Here is a 16,539-nt window from a genome sequence, read left to right as displayed (position 1 = left end):
GCGTTCCCTGTACTTGCCCGCAAAGAAAGGAGGGGGTGACGCTTGTCACCCCCGACCGGCAGATTATTTGAGTTGAGTGGAGGTACCGTCGGCGTGCCACTGGAAGACACCGAACTCGAAGCCCTTCAGGTCACCGTTCGGTGCCCAGGTCAGGGGACCCATGACGGTGTCGATCGGTGCGGCCTTCATGGCGGCAGCCACGGCAGCGGGATCATCCTCGCCCGCCTTGGCGATACCGGCTGCCAGAGCTTGCATGGCCGCGTAGGTGGTCCAGACGAAGGGGCCTGAGGAGTCCTGACCCTTGGCCTTGAAGGCTTCTACTATGGAGGCGTTGGCAGGCAGCAGGTCGTACTTGTTCGGCAGGGTGACCAGCAGGCCTTCGGAGGCCGGGCCGCCGATGGCGGAGATGTCCTTGTTACCCACACCTTCCGGGCCCATGAACTTGGCTTTCAGGCCTTTCTCGCCAGCCTGGCGCAGGATCAGGCCCAGCTCCGGGTGGTAGCCGCCGTAGTAGACGAAGTCCACGTTCTCTTTCTGCAGCTTGGCGATCAGGGCGGAGAAGTCCTTGTCCCCGGCGGTGATGCCTTCGAATGCCACTACCTTGACGCCAGCCTTGTCCAGCGCAGCCTTGACGCTGGAGGCGATGCCTTCACCGTACTGCTTCTTGTCGTGGATGACGGCCACGCGCTGGGGTTTGACCTGCTCGATGATGTACTTGGCGGCGGTCGGGCCCTGGTCGCTGTCGAGGCCAATGGTGCGCATGGTCAGCTGGTAGCCACGCTCGGTGATCTTGGGGTTGGTGGAGGCCGGGGTCACCATCAGCACACCTTCATCTTCATAGATGTCGGAAGCGGGCAGGGTGTTGTCTGAGCAGAGGTGGCCGACCACGAACTTGACGCCGTCGTTGATCACCTTGTTGGCGATGGCCACGGCCTGCTTGGGATCGCAGGCGTCGTCATAGATGACGGCTTCGATCTGTTTGCCCTTGATGCCGCCCGCCTTGTTGATCTGTTCGACCGCCATCTTGCCGCCGGTGAACTGCATGTCACCGTACTGGGCGACCGGGCCGGTCAGGGGACCGGCGATGCCAATCTTGATGGTATCGGCCGCATTGGCCATGGAGACTGATCCAAACAGAGCCAAAGAAACCGCTGCCCTGACTGCCATTTTGCTCAAGTTATTCATTGATTCGTCCCTTAATCAGTGGATTGTTTCATTTTCCGTGTGTCATTCCGGGCCTGTGTCCCGCCAGCCCGGCAATAGATAAGGTTCTATCATTCCTCGCCGTGCAATAACAAGATGTTAAAGATACTAACCGGAACGGCTTGGGTAGGGCTTTTATGAAACAAATGCCCTGCTTAAGTTTGTATTTTGGAGTTTAATATCGCATATGTCGATTAACATACTGACAACAAATTGTCACGGTGACAATTTTCAGAGTAAAAAACTGACGATATTTCATTCTGCGTCCGCTCTCATTTTGACCAAATTCCGTTTGCGCAAAAAGAAATGACCGCCTAGATTAGCCAAGATTGACAATTCGCTGGCAGCTCTCGTTAAAACCAAGCCTTTATTCGGGAAATCTGCTACTGTTCCGCCTTTGTTATTCAGGAGACAGAGATGGCCACTATCAAGGATGTCGCCTCCAGGGCAGGCGTATCCATCTCCACCGTCTCACATGTACTCAATCACACCCGTCGGGTCAGCGAAGATGCAACCCAGAAAGTGCTTGAGGCGGTGGCAGAACTCAACTACGCGCCCAATTCGGTAGCGCGCAGCCTCAAGATCAACTCGACCAAGACCATAGGCATGCTGGTCACCACCAGTGCCAACCCCTTCTTTGCGGAAGTGGTGCAAGGGGTGGAAGCCTACTGCTTCGAACAGGGTTACAGCCTGATCCTGTGCAACACCGAGAACCAGCCCCCCCGTCAGCAGCACTATCTGCGGATGTTGATGGAGAAGCGGGTCGACGGTTTGCTGGTGCTGGGGACCGACATCGACACCCCGCTGCGGGACATGCTGCGGATCCACAAGAACGTGCCCCAGGTGGTACTGGACTGGGGAACCGAGTGCGACTTTGCCAACGTGATCAACGACAACGCCCGCATAGGTGCGCGCCTGGCCGTGCGTCATCTGCTGGAGCAGGGTCACACCGAGATCGTCTGCATCACGGGCCAGATCGACAAGCCGACCACCCAGCAGCGCTTGGACGGGGTGCGTGACGCCCTGGGCGAGCATGGCCTGACCCTGAAGGACGAGCAGATCTTCGAAGGGGATTACGAGAGCCAGAGCGGCTACGACGCCATGCAGCGGATCCTGGCCCTCAAACCGCGGCCGACGGCGGTGTTTGCCTTCGACGATCCCATGGCGATTGGTGCCATCTGCGCCGCCTGGGAAGCCGGGGTCAAGGTGCCGGACGACATCTCCATGATCGGCTACGACGATGTGGAGATGGCGCGCTTCTCCAGCCCGCCGCTCACCACCATTCGCCACCCCAAGGCCGAGCTGGGCCTGCTAGCGGTGCAGCATCTGGTGAGCCGGATCCGCAACAAGGCCCTGGAAGTCGAGTCCATGACGGTTCAGCCCGAGCTTATCGTTCGTCGCTCGGTCAAGTCCCTGCGCTGATCGCCCGGCCTCAGGCACCACGAAAAACCCCCTCCCTCGCGAGGGGGTTTTTGTTGTTGGGGTCCGGCTCCGCCCCTCAGGGCTTGAGGCCGAGCCGCCGGGCGAGCCGGTGCAGGTTGCCGCCGTCCAGCGCCAGCGCCCGGGCGGTGGCGGCCCAGTTGCCGTCCTGGGCCGCGAGGGTCTGCTCTATCAGCTGGAGCTGGAAGGCGTCGGTGGCGGCGCGCAGGCCGAGGCCGGTGGCAACGGACGGGGCTGGGGTGGCCGTGCTGGCGGCAGGCGGCGGCGAGACCGCCGCCCCCAGATTGAAGTGGTGGGCGTCCAGGGCCGGGGACTGGCTGCCCTGTTCGGCCCTGGCCAGCACGGCGGCTCTGTGGATGGCGTGCTCGAGTTCGCGCACGTTGCCCGGCCAGTCGTGACCCTCGAGCAGTGCCAGCGCCCCGGGCAGGATGCGCAGCCGCTCCAGCCCCAGGCTGACCCGGCAGCGTTCGCAAAAATAACCGGCCAGCAGGGGAATGTCGCCGGGGCGCTCCCGCAGCGCCGGGGCCTGGATCGGGAAGACGCTCAGCCGGTGGTAGAGGTCGGCCCGAAACTGCCCCTCGACCACAGCCTGCTTCAGATCCCGGTTGGTGGCGGCCAGGATGCGCACATTGACCTTGAGGGGGGTGTCGTCACCTATGCGCTGCAGATCCCCGTATTGCAGCACCCGCAGCAGCTTGGCCTGCAGCGCCAGCGACAGCTCGCCAATCTCGTCCAGAAAGAGGGTGCCCTTGTCGGCCAGCTCGAACTTGCCCGCCCTGTTGTGGATGGCGCCGGTGAAGGCCCCCTTCACGTGACCGAACAGCTCGCTTTCGGCCACGGATTCCGGCAGGGCGGCGCAGTTGAGATAGACCAGGGGCGCTCCGGCGCGGGGTGAGCCCTGATGCACCGCCTTGGCGATCAGCTCCTTGCCGACCCCGGTCTCCCCCAGGATCAGCACGTTCAGCTCCGAGCTCGCCACCACGTCTATCTCGTGGCGCAGCCGGGCCATGGCGGGGGAGTGGCCTATCATCTCCGGCTGGCCCTCGGCATGGGGGGCTGAGGCGAGGGGCTCGCTGCTTTGGCGGGCGAGGCGTTCCAGCAGCAGGGCGTTGCTGAGGGCGGCGGCGGCCAGGGCCCCCACCAGCCGCAACTCCTCGTCGCTGATGCCGTCGAACTGGGTCGGGTTCATGCCGTCTATGGTCAGGGCACCGATGAGGGTCTGATCCGAGAAGAGCGGCAGGCCGACGCAGGCGTGCACCTTGAAGTCGTCGTGATCCGGGATCAGGCCGTCGTAGGGGTCGGGCAGGGAGCTGTCGGCAGGGAAGCGCACCACGTCGCCAGCCCGGGCTATGGCCTCCATGCGCGGGTGATCCTTGAGGGCGAAGCGGCGGCCCAGCACGTCCTGCATCAGGCCGTCGATGGCGAGCGGGATGAACTGGCCCCCCTCGTAGCGCAGCAGGGCAGAGGCGTCCGAGTGCAGCAGGCTGCGCACGCTCTGGATCAGACGGTGGAACCTGTCTTGGTGGGAGATGCCGAGTTGCAGGTCGAGGGCGATGCGCGCCAGGCTGTCGGTCGAGATCACGATGATTGTCCAAATGACAGTGTATTTGTGATTTTGACTATAGAGAGGAGTTGTTTAAATGACAATGACAGATATTGTAATCTAGTAAAAACAATAAGTTATAAGTTGGCACGTCCGCTGCAATAGGGAATTCAGTCACACATTCACTATTGCCTGCTGAGGAACTGCCTGATGAGCATTCACGTCAAGAACAACATCCACTGGGTCGGCCAACGGGACTGGGAGGTGCGCGACTTCCACGGTACCGAGTACAAGACCCACAAGGGTACCAGCTACAACAGCTACCTCATCCGCGAAGGGAAGAACGTGCTGATCGATACCGTCGATCACAAGTTCAGCCGGGAGTTCGTGCAGAACCTGGCGGCGGAGATCGATCTCGCTTCCATCGATTATGTGGTGATCAACCACGCCGAGGAGGATCACGCCGGCGCCCTGACCGAGCTGATGGCCCGCATCCCCGGCACCCCCATCTACTGCACCCACAACGCCATCGACTCCATCACCGGCCACCATCACCACCCCGAGTGGAACTTCCACCCAGTCAAGACCGGTGACAGCCTGGACATAGGCAACGGCAAGCAGCTGGTATTCATCGAGACGCCCATGCTGCACTGGCCCGACAGCATGATGACCTATATGACAGAGGATGCGGTGCTCTTCTCCAACGACGCCTTCGGTCAGCACTACTGCGACGAGCACCTGTTCAACGACGAGGTGGATCAGACCGAGCTGATGGAGCAGTGCCAGCGCTACTACGCCAACATACTCACCCCCTTCAGCCCCCTGGTGACCGCCAAGATCAAGGAGGTGCTCGGCTTCAACCTGCCGGTGAGCATGGTGGCCACCTCCCATGGCATCGTCTGGCGCGAGGATCCCACCCAGATCATCCTGAAATACCTGGAGTGGGCCGACCACTACCAGGAGGATCGCATCACATTGTTCTACGACTCCATGTCCAACAACACCCGCATGATGGCCGACGCCATCGCCCAGGGCATCCACGAGGTAGACCCGGGCGTGGCGGTGAAGATCTACAACGTGGCGCGCCACGACAAGAACGAGATCCTGACCCAGGTGTTCCGCTCCAAGGGGATACTGGTGGGCTCCTCCACCATGAACAACGTCATGATGCCCAAGGTGGCGGGCATGCTCGAGGAGATCACCGGCCTGCGTTTTCGCAACAAGCGGGCCTCGGCTTTCGGCAGCTACGGCTGGACCGGCGGTGCGGTGGACAGGATCCAGACCCGGCTGATGGACGCGGGCTTCGACATCAGCCTCTCCCTCAAGGTCAAGTGGCGCCCGGATGGCTCGGCGCTGGCACAGTGCCGCGAGCATGGCCGCCAGCTCGCCCGTCAGTGGGCCCTGCACCCGCTGGAGGCACCCCGTCCGATCACCACAACTCAGGCGGCAGTGACGCCTGCCCCCGTGATAGCCAAGGCGCCGCAAGCCGCACCGGCCGCCGCTGAATGGGACGACGATCAGCCCATGCTCTGCACCGTCTGCCAGTGGGTCTATGAACCGGCCCAGGGGGAGCCGGATCAGTTGGTGGCACCGGGCACTCCCTGGGCCCAGGTACCTGACAGCTTCCTCTGCCCGGGCTGCGGCATCGGCAAGGAGGTCTTCGAGTCCTGCGCCGTGGAGGCCTGTGTATGAATGCAGCAACCCTGAGTGACGCCGGTGCCAGCCGGGAGATAGTGGTGATCGGCAGTGGCTTTGCCGCCCAGCAGCTGGTCAAGAGTTTGCGCAAGCTGGATGGGGTGCAGCCCATCCGTCTCATCACCGCCGACAGCGGCGACGAGTACAACAAGCCGGACTTGAGCCACGTGGTGAGCCGGGGCTGTGCCGCCGCCGCCATGACCCGGCAGAGCGGCAGCGACTTTGCCGAGCAGCAGCGCGTCACGCTGCTGCCCCACAGCCAGGTTCTCGGCATAGATCCCGCCCGGCGCACCCTGCTGACCTCGCAGGGCAGCTTCCCCTATGGCCAGCTGGTGCTGGCCACGGGCGCCAGCGCGGTGCGCCCCGAGATACCGGGCAGCGAGCATCTGGTGACCCTCAACAGCCAGCAGGAGTACGCCGCCGCCGAGGGGCTGATCCAGCAGGCCAGGCGCATCATGATATTGGGGGCCGGGCTGATTGGCTGCGAGCTGGCGATGGACATGGCGAGCGACGGTCGCGAGGTTACCCTGCTGGATCTGGCGGGCAGCCCCCTCGGCAGCCTGTTGCCCGCCGCCCTGACCCAGCCGTTGCAACAGGCGCTGCGCAGTCAGGGAGTCAGCCTGCAGTTCGGGACAGGTATTGCCAGAGTGGACGCCCAGCCCGGCGACGGCTGGCGCGTCACCCTGAGTGACGGCCGTACCAGCGAGCAGGATCTGGTGATCGCCGCCATAGGCCTTACGCCCAATCTGGCCCTGGCCCAAGCCGCCGGGCTCGCGGTCGAGCGCGGCATCCTGGTCGATGACCTGCTATGCACCAGCGACCCCCATATCTTCGCGCTGGGGGATTGCGTGCAGTGGCGGGGTCAGCTGCTCCCCTTCCTGCAACCCATAGTGCTGGGGGCCAATGCGCTGGCGCGCACCCTGCTCGGCCCCCCGACCCCGCTGATCCTGCCCCCCATGCTGGTGAAGGTGAAGACGCCGCGCTATCCGCTGCAACTGGCGGGTCGCACCAAGGGCGAGGATCTCGCCTGGCAGTGCCACTGGAATCAGCACGGCATGGTGGCCGAGGCGCGCGACGAAGCTGGCGAGCTGTGCGGCTTCGTGGTGGGGGGTGATCAGATGAGCGCCGCCTTCCCGCTGCTGCGCCAGCTGCCCCGTTGATTCATCGATAACGCTAGGCCGGGTTGACCCGGCCACTCGAGGAGAACCGATATGTCTATGCAACTGATACCGTCTCACTGGGTGGTGCGTCGTTCCACCCCCTTCTTCACCCGCCAGAGCGTGCCCCAGGCCCTGCTCAGCCACCACAACACCGCGGCCGGGGTGTTCGGCCAGCTCTGCGTGATGGAGGGCACAGTCACCTATCACGGCTTTGCCGACGAACAGGCCGAAGAGCCCGAAGTCAGCCTGGTGATCAGGGCCGGCCAGTTTGCCACCAGCCCGCCCCAGTACTGGCACAGGGTCGAGCTGTCGGAGGATGCCCGCTTCAACATCCACTTCTGGGCCGAGCAGGGTTCGTCGGACCAGCCCCTGTTCAACAGCCGCAAGGGGTGAGCGCCGGTGGGAGCCATCCTGATGAATGGCCCCTCTGCCCATGCAGATCAAAATAATCAACTCAGATGTTCGTTATCCTGCCCCCTTATCCGAATGAGTTCTGTGAGGGAGATGCATGAGCCTGATTGAAGCCATGACCATGGCCGCCGGCCTGGTCTATCTGGTGCTGCTGGCGTGGCAGGCGCGATCGGGCTGGCAGTGGCGCCTTGCCCTCGGCCTGCTACTCGTCGGCTGGCTGGTGGCGGCAGATCTCACCCTCTGGCTCGGGTTGGGGCTGGTGGTCGTCCCCCTCGCCCTGTGGCACAGATACCGGCCGCTGCCGGTACTCGGCGGGATCAACAGCCAGTCGCTGCGGGCCTGGACTCGCAAGCTGCTGCTGCTCTGCTGGGGGCTGGTGACTGTGCAGTACGGCATCCATATCTGGCAGCTGGGGCAGGGGATACCCCCCTGGCTGGTGCGCCCGGACGTGGTGGACGGCTTCCTGCCCATCGCCGGCGGGCTCGGGCTGCGGGCCTGGCTCGGGCAGGGGCTGGTGGATCCGCACCATCCGGCGGCCACCGTCACCGTGCTGGTGCTCTGCCTGTCGGCCCTGCTGCTGGGTCGGGCGTTCTGCGCCTGGTTCTGCCCGCTCGGGCTGGTGGGTGAGTGGCTACACGGCCTGCGCTCGCGCCTGTTGCCGGGGGAGTGGGTACCGCCCCGCTGGCTGGATTGGCTGCTGCGGGCCCAGAAGTTTCTGGTGCTCGGCTTTCTGCTCTTCATCATATTGCTGGCGGTACCCGCCGCCGCCCTGCCCGGCTACCTCGCCAGCCCCTACCATCAGGCGGCGGACATGAAGATGGGGGCCTTCTTCTTCAACCTGACCCTGATCTCGGGCCTCTGCCTCGGCTGGGTGCTGCTGCTCACCGCCGCCTTCCGACAGGGCTTCTGCCGCTACCTCTGCCCCTACGGCGCCTGGCTCTCTTTACTCGGCCTGCTGACACCTCTGCGCATTCGCCGGGATCCGGCCCGCTGCCTGCGAAGTGCTGGCCATGACTGCGACAGGTGCAGCCGGGCCTGTCCCTCCCGCATCCAGGTGCACCAGCTGATCGCGGTGCTGAGCCTCGAGTGCAGCAGCTGCATGAGCTGCGTCGCCGCCTGCCCCAAAAGCGCCGATGCACTGCACCTGGGCAGCAAGGCACGCAGGCTGGAGCCCCGTTGGCTGCTGGGTCTGCTCTGCCTGTTGCTGCTGGTGTTGCCGCTGCTCGCTTACGGACTGCTGGAGTTCTGGGTCAGCCAGACGCCGCTCGCCGACCGCTACGAGTTGCTGCAACGGCTGCCCTGGTTGAATCATTGAGCCGTCGGCGGGGGGTGTATAAAAATCCCCCGCCAAACTGTTAGCGTCATCCCAAATTGCTCATGTCGCAATTGATCCTTGGGCGGGGCCCCCCATAATGGATTGCGTTATTGGTCGTTGTTAATTTCAACCAGATGAGCAACAACATGAATATCATGATCACCTCACCCAAGTGGTTTACCCTGGATCATAAAATCGCGTTCTTCTTCCCGCTGTAATATCCCCCGCGGCGCTTGTGCATTTATATGGATGCAACGAGTCCGTCTTAATTCCTGATCTGAAATAATCTGCACTGGCGCTCGCCTTATTTATTGGCGAGGCGATGTCGTGCACCCGATCTCATTATTCGCCAGCTGCCAACCATTATTGATGGCGGGTGATGAGACTCATCCTGAATATTCAAAGCTAGGGTGTCTATCCATGGAAAACTTCAAGCATCTTCCCGAACCGTTCCGCATTCGTGTCATCGAGCCGGTCAAGCGCACCACCCGCGCCTACCGGGAGGAGGCCATCATAAGGGCGGGCATGAACCCCTTCCTGCTGGACAGCGAAGACGTCTTCATCGACCTGCTGACCGACAGCGGCACCGGCGCCATCACCCAGGACATGCAGGCCGCCATGCTGCGCGGCGACGAGGCCTACAGCGGCAGCCGCAGCTACTACGCCTTGCAGAAGGCGGTGCAGGAGATCTTCGGCTATTCCCTCACCATCCCCACCCACCAGGGGCGCGGCGCCGAGCAGATCTACATTCCCGTACTCATCAAGAAGCGGGAGCAGGAGAAGGGACTGGATCGCAAGAAGATGGTGGCGCTCTCCAACTACTTCTTCGACACCACCCAGGGTCACACCCAGATCAACTGCTGCGTGGCCAAGAACGTCTACACCAGGGAGGCGTTCGACACCTCGGTCACCGCCGACTTCAAGGGCAACTTCGATCTGGTCAAGCTGGAGGAGGCCATCCTGGAGGCGGGTCCGGCCAACGTGCCCTACATCGTCAGCACCATTACCTGCAACTCCGCCGGGGGCCAGCCGGTATCGATTGCCAACCTCAAGGCGGTCTACGAGATAGCCCGGAAATACGACATCCCCGTCATCATGGATTCGGCCCGCTTCGCCGAGAACGCCTACTTCATCCAGCAGCGCGAGCCCGGCTACGCCGACTGGAGCATAGAGGCCATCACCATGGAGTCCTACAAGTACGCCGACGGCCTCGCCATGTCGGCGAAGAAGGATGCCATGGTGCAGATGGGGGGCCTGCTCTGCTTCAAGGACGACAGCATGCTGGATGTCTACACAGAGTGCCGCACTCTCTGCGTGGTGCAGGAGGGCTTCCCGACCTACGGCGGTCTGGAGGGGGGCGCCATGGAGCGGCTCGCGGTCGGTCTGCGCGACGGCATGCGCCAGGACTGGCTGGCCTACCGCATCGGCCAGGTGCAGTACCTTGTGGACGGCCTGGAGGCCATAGGCGTGGTGTGCCAGCAGGCGGGGGGGCACGCGGCCTTTGTGGATGCGGGCAAGCTGCTGCCCCACATCCCGGCGGATCAGTTCCCGGCCCACGCCCTGGCGTGCGAGCTCTACAAGGTGGCCGGCATCCGGGCGGTGGAGATAGGCTCCCTGCTGCTGGGGCGGGATCCCGCCACCGGCAAGCAGCACCCCTGCCCGGCGGAGCTGCTGCGCCTCACCATACCACGCGCCACCTATACCCAGACCCACATGGACTTTGTCATCGAAGCCTTCGGCGAGGTGAAGAAGAACGCCAGGAACGTGAAGGGGCTCGACTTTATCTATGAGCCGGCGGTGCTGCGTCACTTCACCGCCAGATTGAAGGAGGTCGAGCCTCAGGGTCAGGCGGTCAGCAAGAAGAGTGAAAAATTAATAGAAGCATAACGAGTCAGGGGCACTTAATCAGGTGCCCCTTTTTTTTCACAGCTCTGTGAAATTTCGGGAGTGACAACACATGACATCGAAACCATCCGTGACGGGAGGGGCCTGCATTATTGCCAGCGTCTGTGTCGGCGCCGGCATGCTGGGGTTGCCGAGTGCGGGGGCGGGCGCCTGGACCAGCTGGTCCTCGCTGGCCATTATTCTCACCATGATCATCATGACGGTCTCCGGCTGGATGCTGTTGGAAGCCTTCAAACCCTATGAATTGACTGCCTCCTTCAATTCGGTGACCAAGGATCTGCTCGGTCACAAGATAAATATCTTCAACAACCTGACCGTCTATTTCGTCGGCGGCATTCTGTTGTATGCCTACATCACCTCCTCGGGTCTGATCCTGAGCGGCCTGCTCGGCATCAATAGTCAGTTGGCCTCGGTGCTGTTCGTGCTGGTCTTCTCCTGCTTCGTCTGGCATTCGACCCGGGCTGTGGATCGGATTTCGGTCGTCTTGATCGCCTTTATGGTGCTGAGCTTCGTGTTCGGGGTGTCGGGCCTTGCCGCCAACATAGACGCGACCATGCTGTTCCACTCCCTCACCGAGGAGTTGGGTCAGGCGCCCTATGCCCTGGCCATGCTGCCGGTGGCGCTCACCTCCTTCGGCTATCACCACTCGGTGGCGTCGATGCGGGCCTATTACGGCGAGGAGCAGAAGGCCAAGCAGGCGATCCTGGGGGGTACCCTGATCGCGCTGGCGCTCTACCTGCTGTGGCTGCTGAGCATCTTCGGCAACCTGCCTCGCAATGCCTTCGGCCCCATCATCGCCAAGGGGGGTGACGTCGATGTGCTGCTCGGGGCGCTGGCCTCGGTGATCGAATCCAAGCGGGTATCCAACGCCATCAACCTCTTCTCCATGGCGGCCATTCTCTCCTCCTTCATCGGGGTGGGCCTGGGGGTGTTCGACTATCTGGCGGATCTGTTCAAGTTCGACAACAGCCGCCAGGGCCGTGCCAAGTCCTGGGGCGTCACCTTCCTGCCGCCTCTGCTGTTCTCCTTGCTGTTCCCCTTCGGCTTCGTGGTGGCCATCGGCTATGCCGGGGCGGCGGTGACCGTCTGGGCCTGCATCATCCCCGCCCTGCTGGCGAAAAAATCCCGGGAGCTGACGCCACAAGGGGGCGGCTTCAAGGCCCCCGGTGGCCAACCCATGGTGGTGGCCGTCATCCTGTTCGGGGTGCTGACGGCCATCTTCCACCTGATGGCCATGGCGGGCATGCTGCCCATCTATACCGGTTGACCTCAACCCTCCGGCAAGCCGACACGGGGCGCCTGCGGGCGCCCCCTGTGGTGTCTGGCGCCTGAACCACCCCGAACAGGGGAGCAATGGCCGTATATCGCCCCCATTTCCCATCAATTCGCCCCCGGATTTGATACCCGAAGGCATGAAGGGTAAAGTCCCCCGGCGCCAGCATTGGCGAACGCAGGAGAAGCACGGCGGCGCGCCGTGACCAGTCAACAATCCGTTTGGGGGAGTAATGGAACAGAAACCATCGTTGGTGGGCGGGGCATGCATCATTGCCGGCGTCTGTGTGGGAGCCGGTATGCTGGGACTGCCGAGTGCGGGCGCGGGTGCCTGGAGCCTCTGGTCCATGCTCGCGGTGGCGCTGACCATGGTGGTGATGACGGTCTCTGGCTGGATGCTGCTCGAATCCTACAAGGGCTATCCGCTGCGCGTCTCCTTTGATACCGTGACCCGGGATCTGCTGGGGAACAAGGTCAATGCCTTCAACAACCTCAGCGTCTATTTCGTCGGCGGCATACTGCTCTACGCCTACATCACCTCGGCCGGTCTCATCATAGATGGCATGACGGGGATGGGCAGCCACTGGGCTTCCGTGCTGTTCACCCTGGTCTTCTCCGTGCTGGTGTGGCACTCCACCCGGGCGGTGGATCGCATCTCCGTGCTGCTGGTGATCCTGATGGGGCTGAGCTTTGCCTTCGGCATCTCTGGCCTGTCGATGAACATCCGCCTCGATCTCTTGCTCGATCGGGTCGGCAGTGAGACCCACTACGCCCCCTATGCCTTGGTGATGCTGCCGGTGGCACTCACCTCCTTCGGCTATCACCACTCGGTGTCGTCCATGCGGGCCTATTACGGCGAGGAGCGCCGCGCCAGCCGAGCCATTCTGGGTGGGACCGTCATCGCCCTCACCTTCTACCTCATCTGGCTGGTGAGCGTGTTCGGCAACCTGCCCCGCAGCGAGTTCGGTCCGGTGATCGAGCAAGGGGGCAACGTGGATGCCCTGCTCAAGGCCCTGGGCTCGGTGATCGAATCCAAGGCGGTGGCCAATGCCCTCAACGCCTTCTCCATGGCGGCCATTCTCTCCTCCTTCATCGGGGTGGGCCTGGGGGTGTTCGACTATCTGGCGGACCTGTTCAAGTTCGACAACAGTCGCGCCGGTCGCGCCAAGTCCTGGGGCGTCACCTTCCTGCCGCCTCTGGTGCTCTCCCTGCTGTTCCCGTTCGGCTTCCTGGTGGCCATTGGCTATGCGGGTGCCGTGGCCACCCTGTGGACCTGCATCATACCGCCGCTACTGGCCTGGAAGGTGCGCAAGGCGGCGCCTGCTGGCAGCGCGGGCTTCCGCGCTCCCGGCGGTATCCTGATGATAGGGCTGGTGATCCTGTTCGGGGTGCTGACCGCCGCCTTCCATCTGCTCAACATGGCGGGGCTGCTGCCTGTCTATACCGGCTGATCGGCATCCCTTGCGATCTGATGTAGAAAAAGCGGCGCCTTCGGGCGCCGTTTTGCTTGGGTCGTCACGGGCAGAAGGGGTGGACACTTCGTCCGCCATCGAAGCGTTGCCCTGGCAGTGCCATTACTCTGGAGTCTCTTGTCATCGAGGAGAGTCAGAGATGTACGATATTCACGTGATGCTGCCCGATAACCCGGGCACACTGGGGCAGTTCGGGAGCTTGATGGGGCGGGCCGGTGTCAGCCTGGAAGGGGGCGGCATGTTCACCCTGGGGGGTGCAGGCCATGCCCACTTTCTGGTGGGGGATGGAGCCGCTGCGGCCCGGGCCGCCGAGCAAGGGGGGCTGGAAGTGGTGGCGGTGCGCGAGGTGCTGGTGCGCCGCCTCAAGCAGGAGGTGCCGGGGCAGCTGGGGGCCATCTGCAGCGCTCTGGGGGAGGCCTCGGTCAACATCATCACCCTGTACAGCGACCATGCCAACCAGCTGATCCTGGTGACCGACAACATCGACAAGGCCCGCAGGGTCACGGCCGAGTGGCAATGACAGGGGCAAGCAGAGAGTAGCGAGATGAGCAAGCAGGAGAGCCTGGAACAAGGTCTGGCGCAGGTGGCGGCCGCCATCGCCGATGGCAGCCGCGCCCGCATGCTGTGCGCCCTGATGGATGGGCGCGCCTGGACGGCGACCGAGCTGAGCCTGATGGCCGAGGTGTCGGCGTCAACCGCCAGCAGCCACCTGGCCCGGCTCCAGCAGCAGGGGCTGACGACCTGCGTCCGGCAGGGCAAGCATCGCTACTACCGCATCGCGAGCCATGAGGTGGCGCTGGTGGTGGAGCAACTGATGGGGCTGGTGGACATGGGCACGGGGGCGCTCAGGAGCAAGACCCCGGAGCGGCTGCGCTTTGCCCGTAGCTGCTATGACCATCTGGCGGGCGAGCTGGGGGTGAGGCTCCATGACGGCCTGATTAGCCAGGGCTGGCTGGAGGCTGATGGCTATGGGCTGACCCCGCAGGGGGAGCAGCATCTCGGTCAGCTTGGCATCGACTGCATGGCGACTGGCAAGCGCCCCTTTGCCTGCCACTGTCTCGACTGGAGCGAGCGACGCATGCATCTTGGCGGCCAGCTGGGTGCCCGCCTGCTCAGCCATATGCTGGACAAGGGGTGGCTGGTGCGTGAGCCGGATAGCCGTGAACTGACCCTGACCCCCAAGGGGCAGCGGCAGTTGCAACGGCAGCTAGGCATTGTGCTTTGAGGAGTCACAGCCTTGCCCGGGGGGCTGAGAGTCGGGAGCTTGGCCACAGGTTGATTGATTGCGGCCTTTCCATTGCTGCCTAAGGATTGAAAGCCCCAAACATGGTCGTCATGCGGGGCTTTTTATTCTGGGCAGATATTGTTTCAGGCGGTCATGGGGGGTTATTCCACCGGGGTCAGACGGAAGCCTTTGCCTTGCATGCACAGGTTGATCAGCTCGGCCTGCTCTTCATCCTCTATCTTGTTGAGTTTGACCTGATATTGGCACTCGGATAAGGCATCTGTTCTCTGGGCTTCAGAGGCACCCGCTTTCGTATATTCACTGCTGGGAGTGGAGGAGCACGCACTCAGTACCAGCATGGCGCCAAGAAGAATAAGGTGACGTTTCATGAAAGTGCCCTTTGAAATGATGCATATTGAAAATGCTGCCAATATGTTGCTCTAGCCGTTGGCCCGGCAGCTATTCCGGTCAATCCTATGACAGATATTTCGCCATTATATAGACCCCTGACTTTCATATATTAACCGGGGCTGAATGAAGGCGCAGAAAGCATGATTGCCTTGCCTTCCAATTCATCTCCTCCAAGACATAACTCCATCGAAAGACACCTGCAGATCGGCATCCTCTCCTCCCTGAATTGGTCTCTTAATTGGGACACCCACCTGATGGGAAATGGCGGATAACCTGAAAGCCCCATTCGTGTGCAGGCTGATTCCGGGGATGGAAGGCATGAAACTGCGGTGGTAGTGCGGGCTGTGAGCTTGAGCGAGTGTCAGTGGCTGCCAGTGGGCAATCAGTACTCGTGCAGCATCAACGAGGGCCGCTGTCATCGATCTATTGGTGGTGAACTCGCGAGTTTTTCAGGTATCAAGGACTGGGCTGATAACATCGCGTCTGGCCACAATGGGCGGCATAGCGCTGGCAGCAAAGCTTGTCACCAATCGCTCTGATACCGTGGCGCCGAAACAGGGTGACTTGCCCCAACCATTGTCCCTCTTCTATGCCCAGGCGCTGGAGCACAGGTGCGAGATGATGCGGGATATGGCCATGCTTATCGAGGCGAATGGCTCGCCCAGTCCAATCCACCAGCGCCAGATAATCGGCAAAATAGCAGGGGAGCGCCTCTGGCTTACCTTCTCTCGCAAAAGGCAGCAGCAAGGGGGTCTGTGTGGCTAGATCAGCGGTTTGCTCGATACGTTGCTGGATGCTGGTGAAGTCGCTCTTCTCCGGTGTGGTTGCGATGCCAGCCCGAATGGGATTGAGGTCGACATAGGTCATGCAGGCCAGCAGTGCCGACTCGGTGAGCAGAGCCTGGCTTTTGAAGCGCCCCTCCCAGAAGTGGCCCTTGCAGCCGTCTTCCTGATTGGCCTGGCGGGCCAGCGACTCGTTCAGCAAGCGCACCAGCCAGCTGATGGAATGGAGGCGCTCCCGCCACTGGGCGATCAACTGGTGCACAACGTCCAGCTCGGGTGCTATCAGTTCCTCTCCCTGATACCAGCGCCGCACCAGCAAGGGCCACTGGAACAGGCGGGACCAGCGCCCTGCCACTTCCCGTTCACTCCACTCATGGGCAATGTTGGCCTGCACCTTGAGTACCAGATGATAGTGATTGCTCATCACGGCATAGGCGCAGATGCCGATGGCAAAGACCTGCGACAGCTGGCCCAGTTTGTCGGCAACCCATTGGCGCCTGTGCTCGTAGCTTTGGCCGGAGTGATCATCCTGGCCGCAGAGAAAGGCACGCCGGACACAGCGGCTGACCACGTGATAGTAAGGCGTATCGGCGAGGCTGATCTGGCGTGAACGGGCGATGGTCATGGCGGTTCTCTCCTCGGGTCTGACAATTTAAGGAAAGTGTGAGGTGAGTGAGTTGTCAAAGCAGGGATTGGGTGGGTGTC

General features: G+C 62.4%; 15 protein-coding genes. 11 read left to right on the top strand and 4 right to left on the bottom strand.

The window, feature by feature from the left end:
- Window positions 1–63: 63 nt before the first annotated feature.
- On the bottom strand, window positions 64–1,185 hold the full coding sequence (locus OC537_RS20350; protein WP_162520030.1) for a branched-chain amino acid ABC transporter substrate-binding protein: 1,122 nt from the start codon (window positions 1,183–1,185) through the stop codon (window positions 64–66).
- Window positions 1,186–1,620: 435 nt separating this feature from the next.
- Between OC537_RS20350 and OC537_RS20345 the strand changes: the two genes are divergently transcribed.
- Window positions 1,621–2,625, top strand: coding sequence for a substrate-binding domain-containing protein (locus OC537_RS20345; RefSeq protein WP_106885418.1), 1,005 nt, complete (start codon window positions 1,621–1,623; stop codon window positions 2,623–2,625).
- Window positions 2,626–2,701: 76 nt separating this feature from the next.
- Here OC537_RS20345 and norR read toward each other — a convergent pair whose 3' ends face one another.
- A complete protein-coding gene (gene norR, locus OC537_RS20340) occupies window positions 2,702–4,225 on the bottom strand; it encodes a nitric oxide reductase transcriptional regulator NorR (protein WP_262113991.1) in 1,524 nt (507 codons plus the stop codon).
- A gap of 171 nt (window positions 4,226–4,396) precedes the next feature.
- On the opposite strand from norR, the gene norV reads away from it, so the two are divergent.
- The 10 genes from norV (at window position 4,397) to OC537_RS20295 (ending at window position 14,641) form a co-directional block, all read left to right on the top strand.
- The gene (norV, locus tag OC537_RS20335) at window positions 4,397–5,878 is read left to right on the top strand and encodes an anaerobic nitric oxide reductase flavorubredoxin (protein ID WP_262113989.1); all 1,482 of its coding nucleotides are present in this window, start codon (window positions 4,397–4,399) and stop codon (window positions 5,876–5,878) included.
- A complete protein-coding gene (norW, locus tag OC537_RS20330; RefSeq protein ID WP_262113987.1) occupies window positions 5,875–7,041 on the top strand; it encodes an NADH:flavorubredoxin reductase NorW in 1,167 nt (388 codons plus the stop codon). Before norV ends, norW begins: the two co-directional genes overlap by 4 nt.
- Window positions 7,042–7,092: 51 nt before the next feature.
- Window positions 7,093–7,434 (top strand): DUF1971 domain-containing protein, encoded by a 342-nt coding sequence (locus OC537_RS20325; RefSeq protein ID WP_262113985.1) that lies wholly within the window; start codon window positions 7,093–7,095, stop codon window positions 7,432–7,434.
- Between the two features lie 115 nt (window positions 7,435–7,549).
- Entirely contained in the window at window positions 7,550–8,767 is a 1,218-nt protein-coding gene (locus OC537_RS20320) for a 4Fe-4S binding protein (protein WP_262113982.1), read from the top strand.
- Window positions 8,768–8,901: 134 nt separating this feature from the next.
- Window positions 8,902–8,985, top strand: a complete 84-nt coding sequence (gene tnaC, locus OC537_RS20695; protein WP_080675260.1) for a tryptophanase leader peptide — start codon at window positions 8,902–8,904, stop codon at window positions 8,983–8,985.
- A gap of 202 nt (window positions 8,986–9,187) precedes the next feature.
- Window positions 9,188–10,654: a tryptophanase gene (gene tnaA / locus OC537_RS20315; protein ID WP_262113980.1), complete on the top strand. Its 1,467-nt coding sequence runs from the start codon at window positions 9,188–9,190 to the stop codon at window positions 10,652–10,654.
- Window positions 10,655–10,724: 70 nt separating this feature from the next.
- Entirely contained in the window at window positions 10,725–11,939 is a 1,215-nt protein-coding gene (locus tag OC537_RS20310; protein ID WP_262113978.1) for an aromatic amino acid transporter, read from the top strand.
- 238 nt (window positions 11,940–12,177) lie between these two features.
- Window positions 12,178–13,395, top strand: coding sequence for an aromatic amino acid transporter (locus tag OC537_RS20305; RefSeq protein ID WP_262113976.1), 1,218 nt, complete (start codon window positions 12,178–12,180; stop codon window positions 13,393–13,395).
- A gap of 160 nt (window positions 13,396–13,555) precedes the next feature.
- Window positions 13,556–13,936 (top strand): amino acid-binding protein, encoded by a 381-nt coding sequence (locus OC537_RS20300; RefSeq protein WP_262113974.1) that lies wholly within the window; start codon window positions 13,556–13,558, stop codon window positions 13,934–13,936.
- 24 nt (window positions 13,937–13,960) lie between these two features.
- Window positions 13,961–14,641 carry an ArsR/SmtB family transcription factor gene (locus OC537_RS20295; RefSeq protein WP_262113972.1) on the top strand — a complete coding sequence of 227 codons (681 nt, stop codon included), beginning with the start codon at window positions 13,961–13,963 and terminating at the stop codon, window positions 14,639–14,641.
- Window positions 14,642–14,802: 161 nt separating this feature from the next.
- Here OC537_RS20295 and OC537_RS20290 read toward each other — a convergent pair whose 3' ends face one another.
- Window positions 14,803–15,030: a lipoprotein gene (locus tag OC537_RS20290; RefSeq protein ID WP_262113970.1), complete on the bottom strand. Its 228-nt coding sequence runs from the start codon at window positions 15,028–15,030 to the stop codon at window positions 14,803–14,805.
- Between the two features lie 478 nt (window positions 15,031–15,508).
- Entirely contained in the window at window positions 15,509–16,459 is a 951-nt protein-coding gene (locus tag OC537_RS20285; protein ID WP_168236150.1) for a transposase, read from the bottom strand.
- Between the last annotated feature and the right edge of the window lie 80 nt (window positions 16,460–16,539).

Source organism: Aeromonas sp. Marseille-Q5825 (assembly GCF_946892685.1).
GTDB classification, from domain to species: Bacteria; Pseudomonadota; Gammaproteobacteria; order Enterobacterales; family Aeromonadaceae; genus Aeromonas; species Aeromonas rivipollensis.
Note: the sequence above shows the minus strand (reverse complement) of the source record. Positions and strands in the feature narration are given on the sequence as shown.

Coding starts and splice junctions, on each gene's coding strand:
- OC537_RS20350 (WP_162520030.1), bottom strand. CDS start 1,185: ATGAATAACTTGAGCAAAATGGCAGTCAGGGCAGCGGTTTCTTTGGCT.
- OC537_RS20345 (WP_106885418.1), top strand. CDS start 1,621: ATGGCCACTATCAAGGATGTCGCCTCCAGGGCAGGCGTATCCATCTCC.
- norV (WP_262113989.1), top strand. CDS start 4,397: ATGAGCATTCACGTCAAGAACAACATCCACTGGGTCGGCCAACGGGAC.
- norW (WP_262113987.1), top strand. CDS start 5,875: ATGAATGCAGCAACCCTGAGTGACGCCGGTGCCAGCCGGGAGATAGTG.
- OC537_RS20325 (WP_262113985.1), top strand. CDS start 7,093: ATGTCTATGCAACTGATACCGTCTCACTGGGTGGTGCGTCGTTCCACC.
- OC537_RS20320 (WP_262113982.1), top strand. CDS start 7,550: ATGAGCCTGATTGAAGCCATGACCATGGCCGCCGGCCTGGTCTATCTG.
- tnaC (WP_080675260.1), top strand. CDS start 8,902: ATGAGCAACAACATGAATATCATGATCACCTCACCCAAGTGGTTTACC.
- tnaA (WP_262113980.1), top strand. CDS start 9,188: ATGGAAAACTTCAAGCATCTTCCCGAACCGTTCCGCATTCGTGTCATC.
- OC537_RS20310 (WP_262113978.1), top strand. CDS start 10,725: ATGACATCGAAACCATCCGTGACGGGAGGGGCCTGCATTATTGCCAGC.
- OC537_RS20305 (WP_262113976.1), top strand. CDS start 12,178: ATGGAACAGAAACCATCGTTGGTGGGCGGGGCATGCATCATTGCCGGC.
- OC537_RS20300 (WP_262113974.1), top strand. CDS start 13,556: ATGTACGATATTCACGTGATGCTGCCCGATAACCCGGGCACACTGGGG.
- OC537_RS20295 (WP_262113972.1), top strand. CDS start 13,961: ATGAGCAAGCAGGAGAGCCTGGAACAAGGTCTGGCGCAGGTGGCGGCC.
- OC537_RS20290 (WP_262113970.1), bottom strand. CDS start 15,030: ATGAAACGTCACCTTATTCTTCTTGGCGCCATGCTGGTACTGAGTGCG.
- OC537_RS20285 (WP_168236150.1), bottom strand. CDS start 16,459: ATGACCATCGCCCGTTCACGCCAGATCAGCCTCGCCGATACGCCTTAC.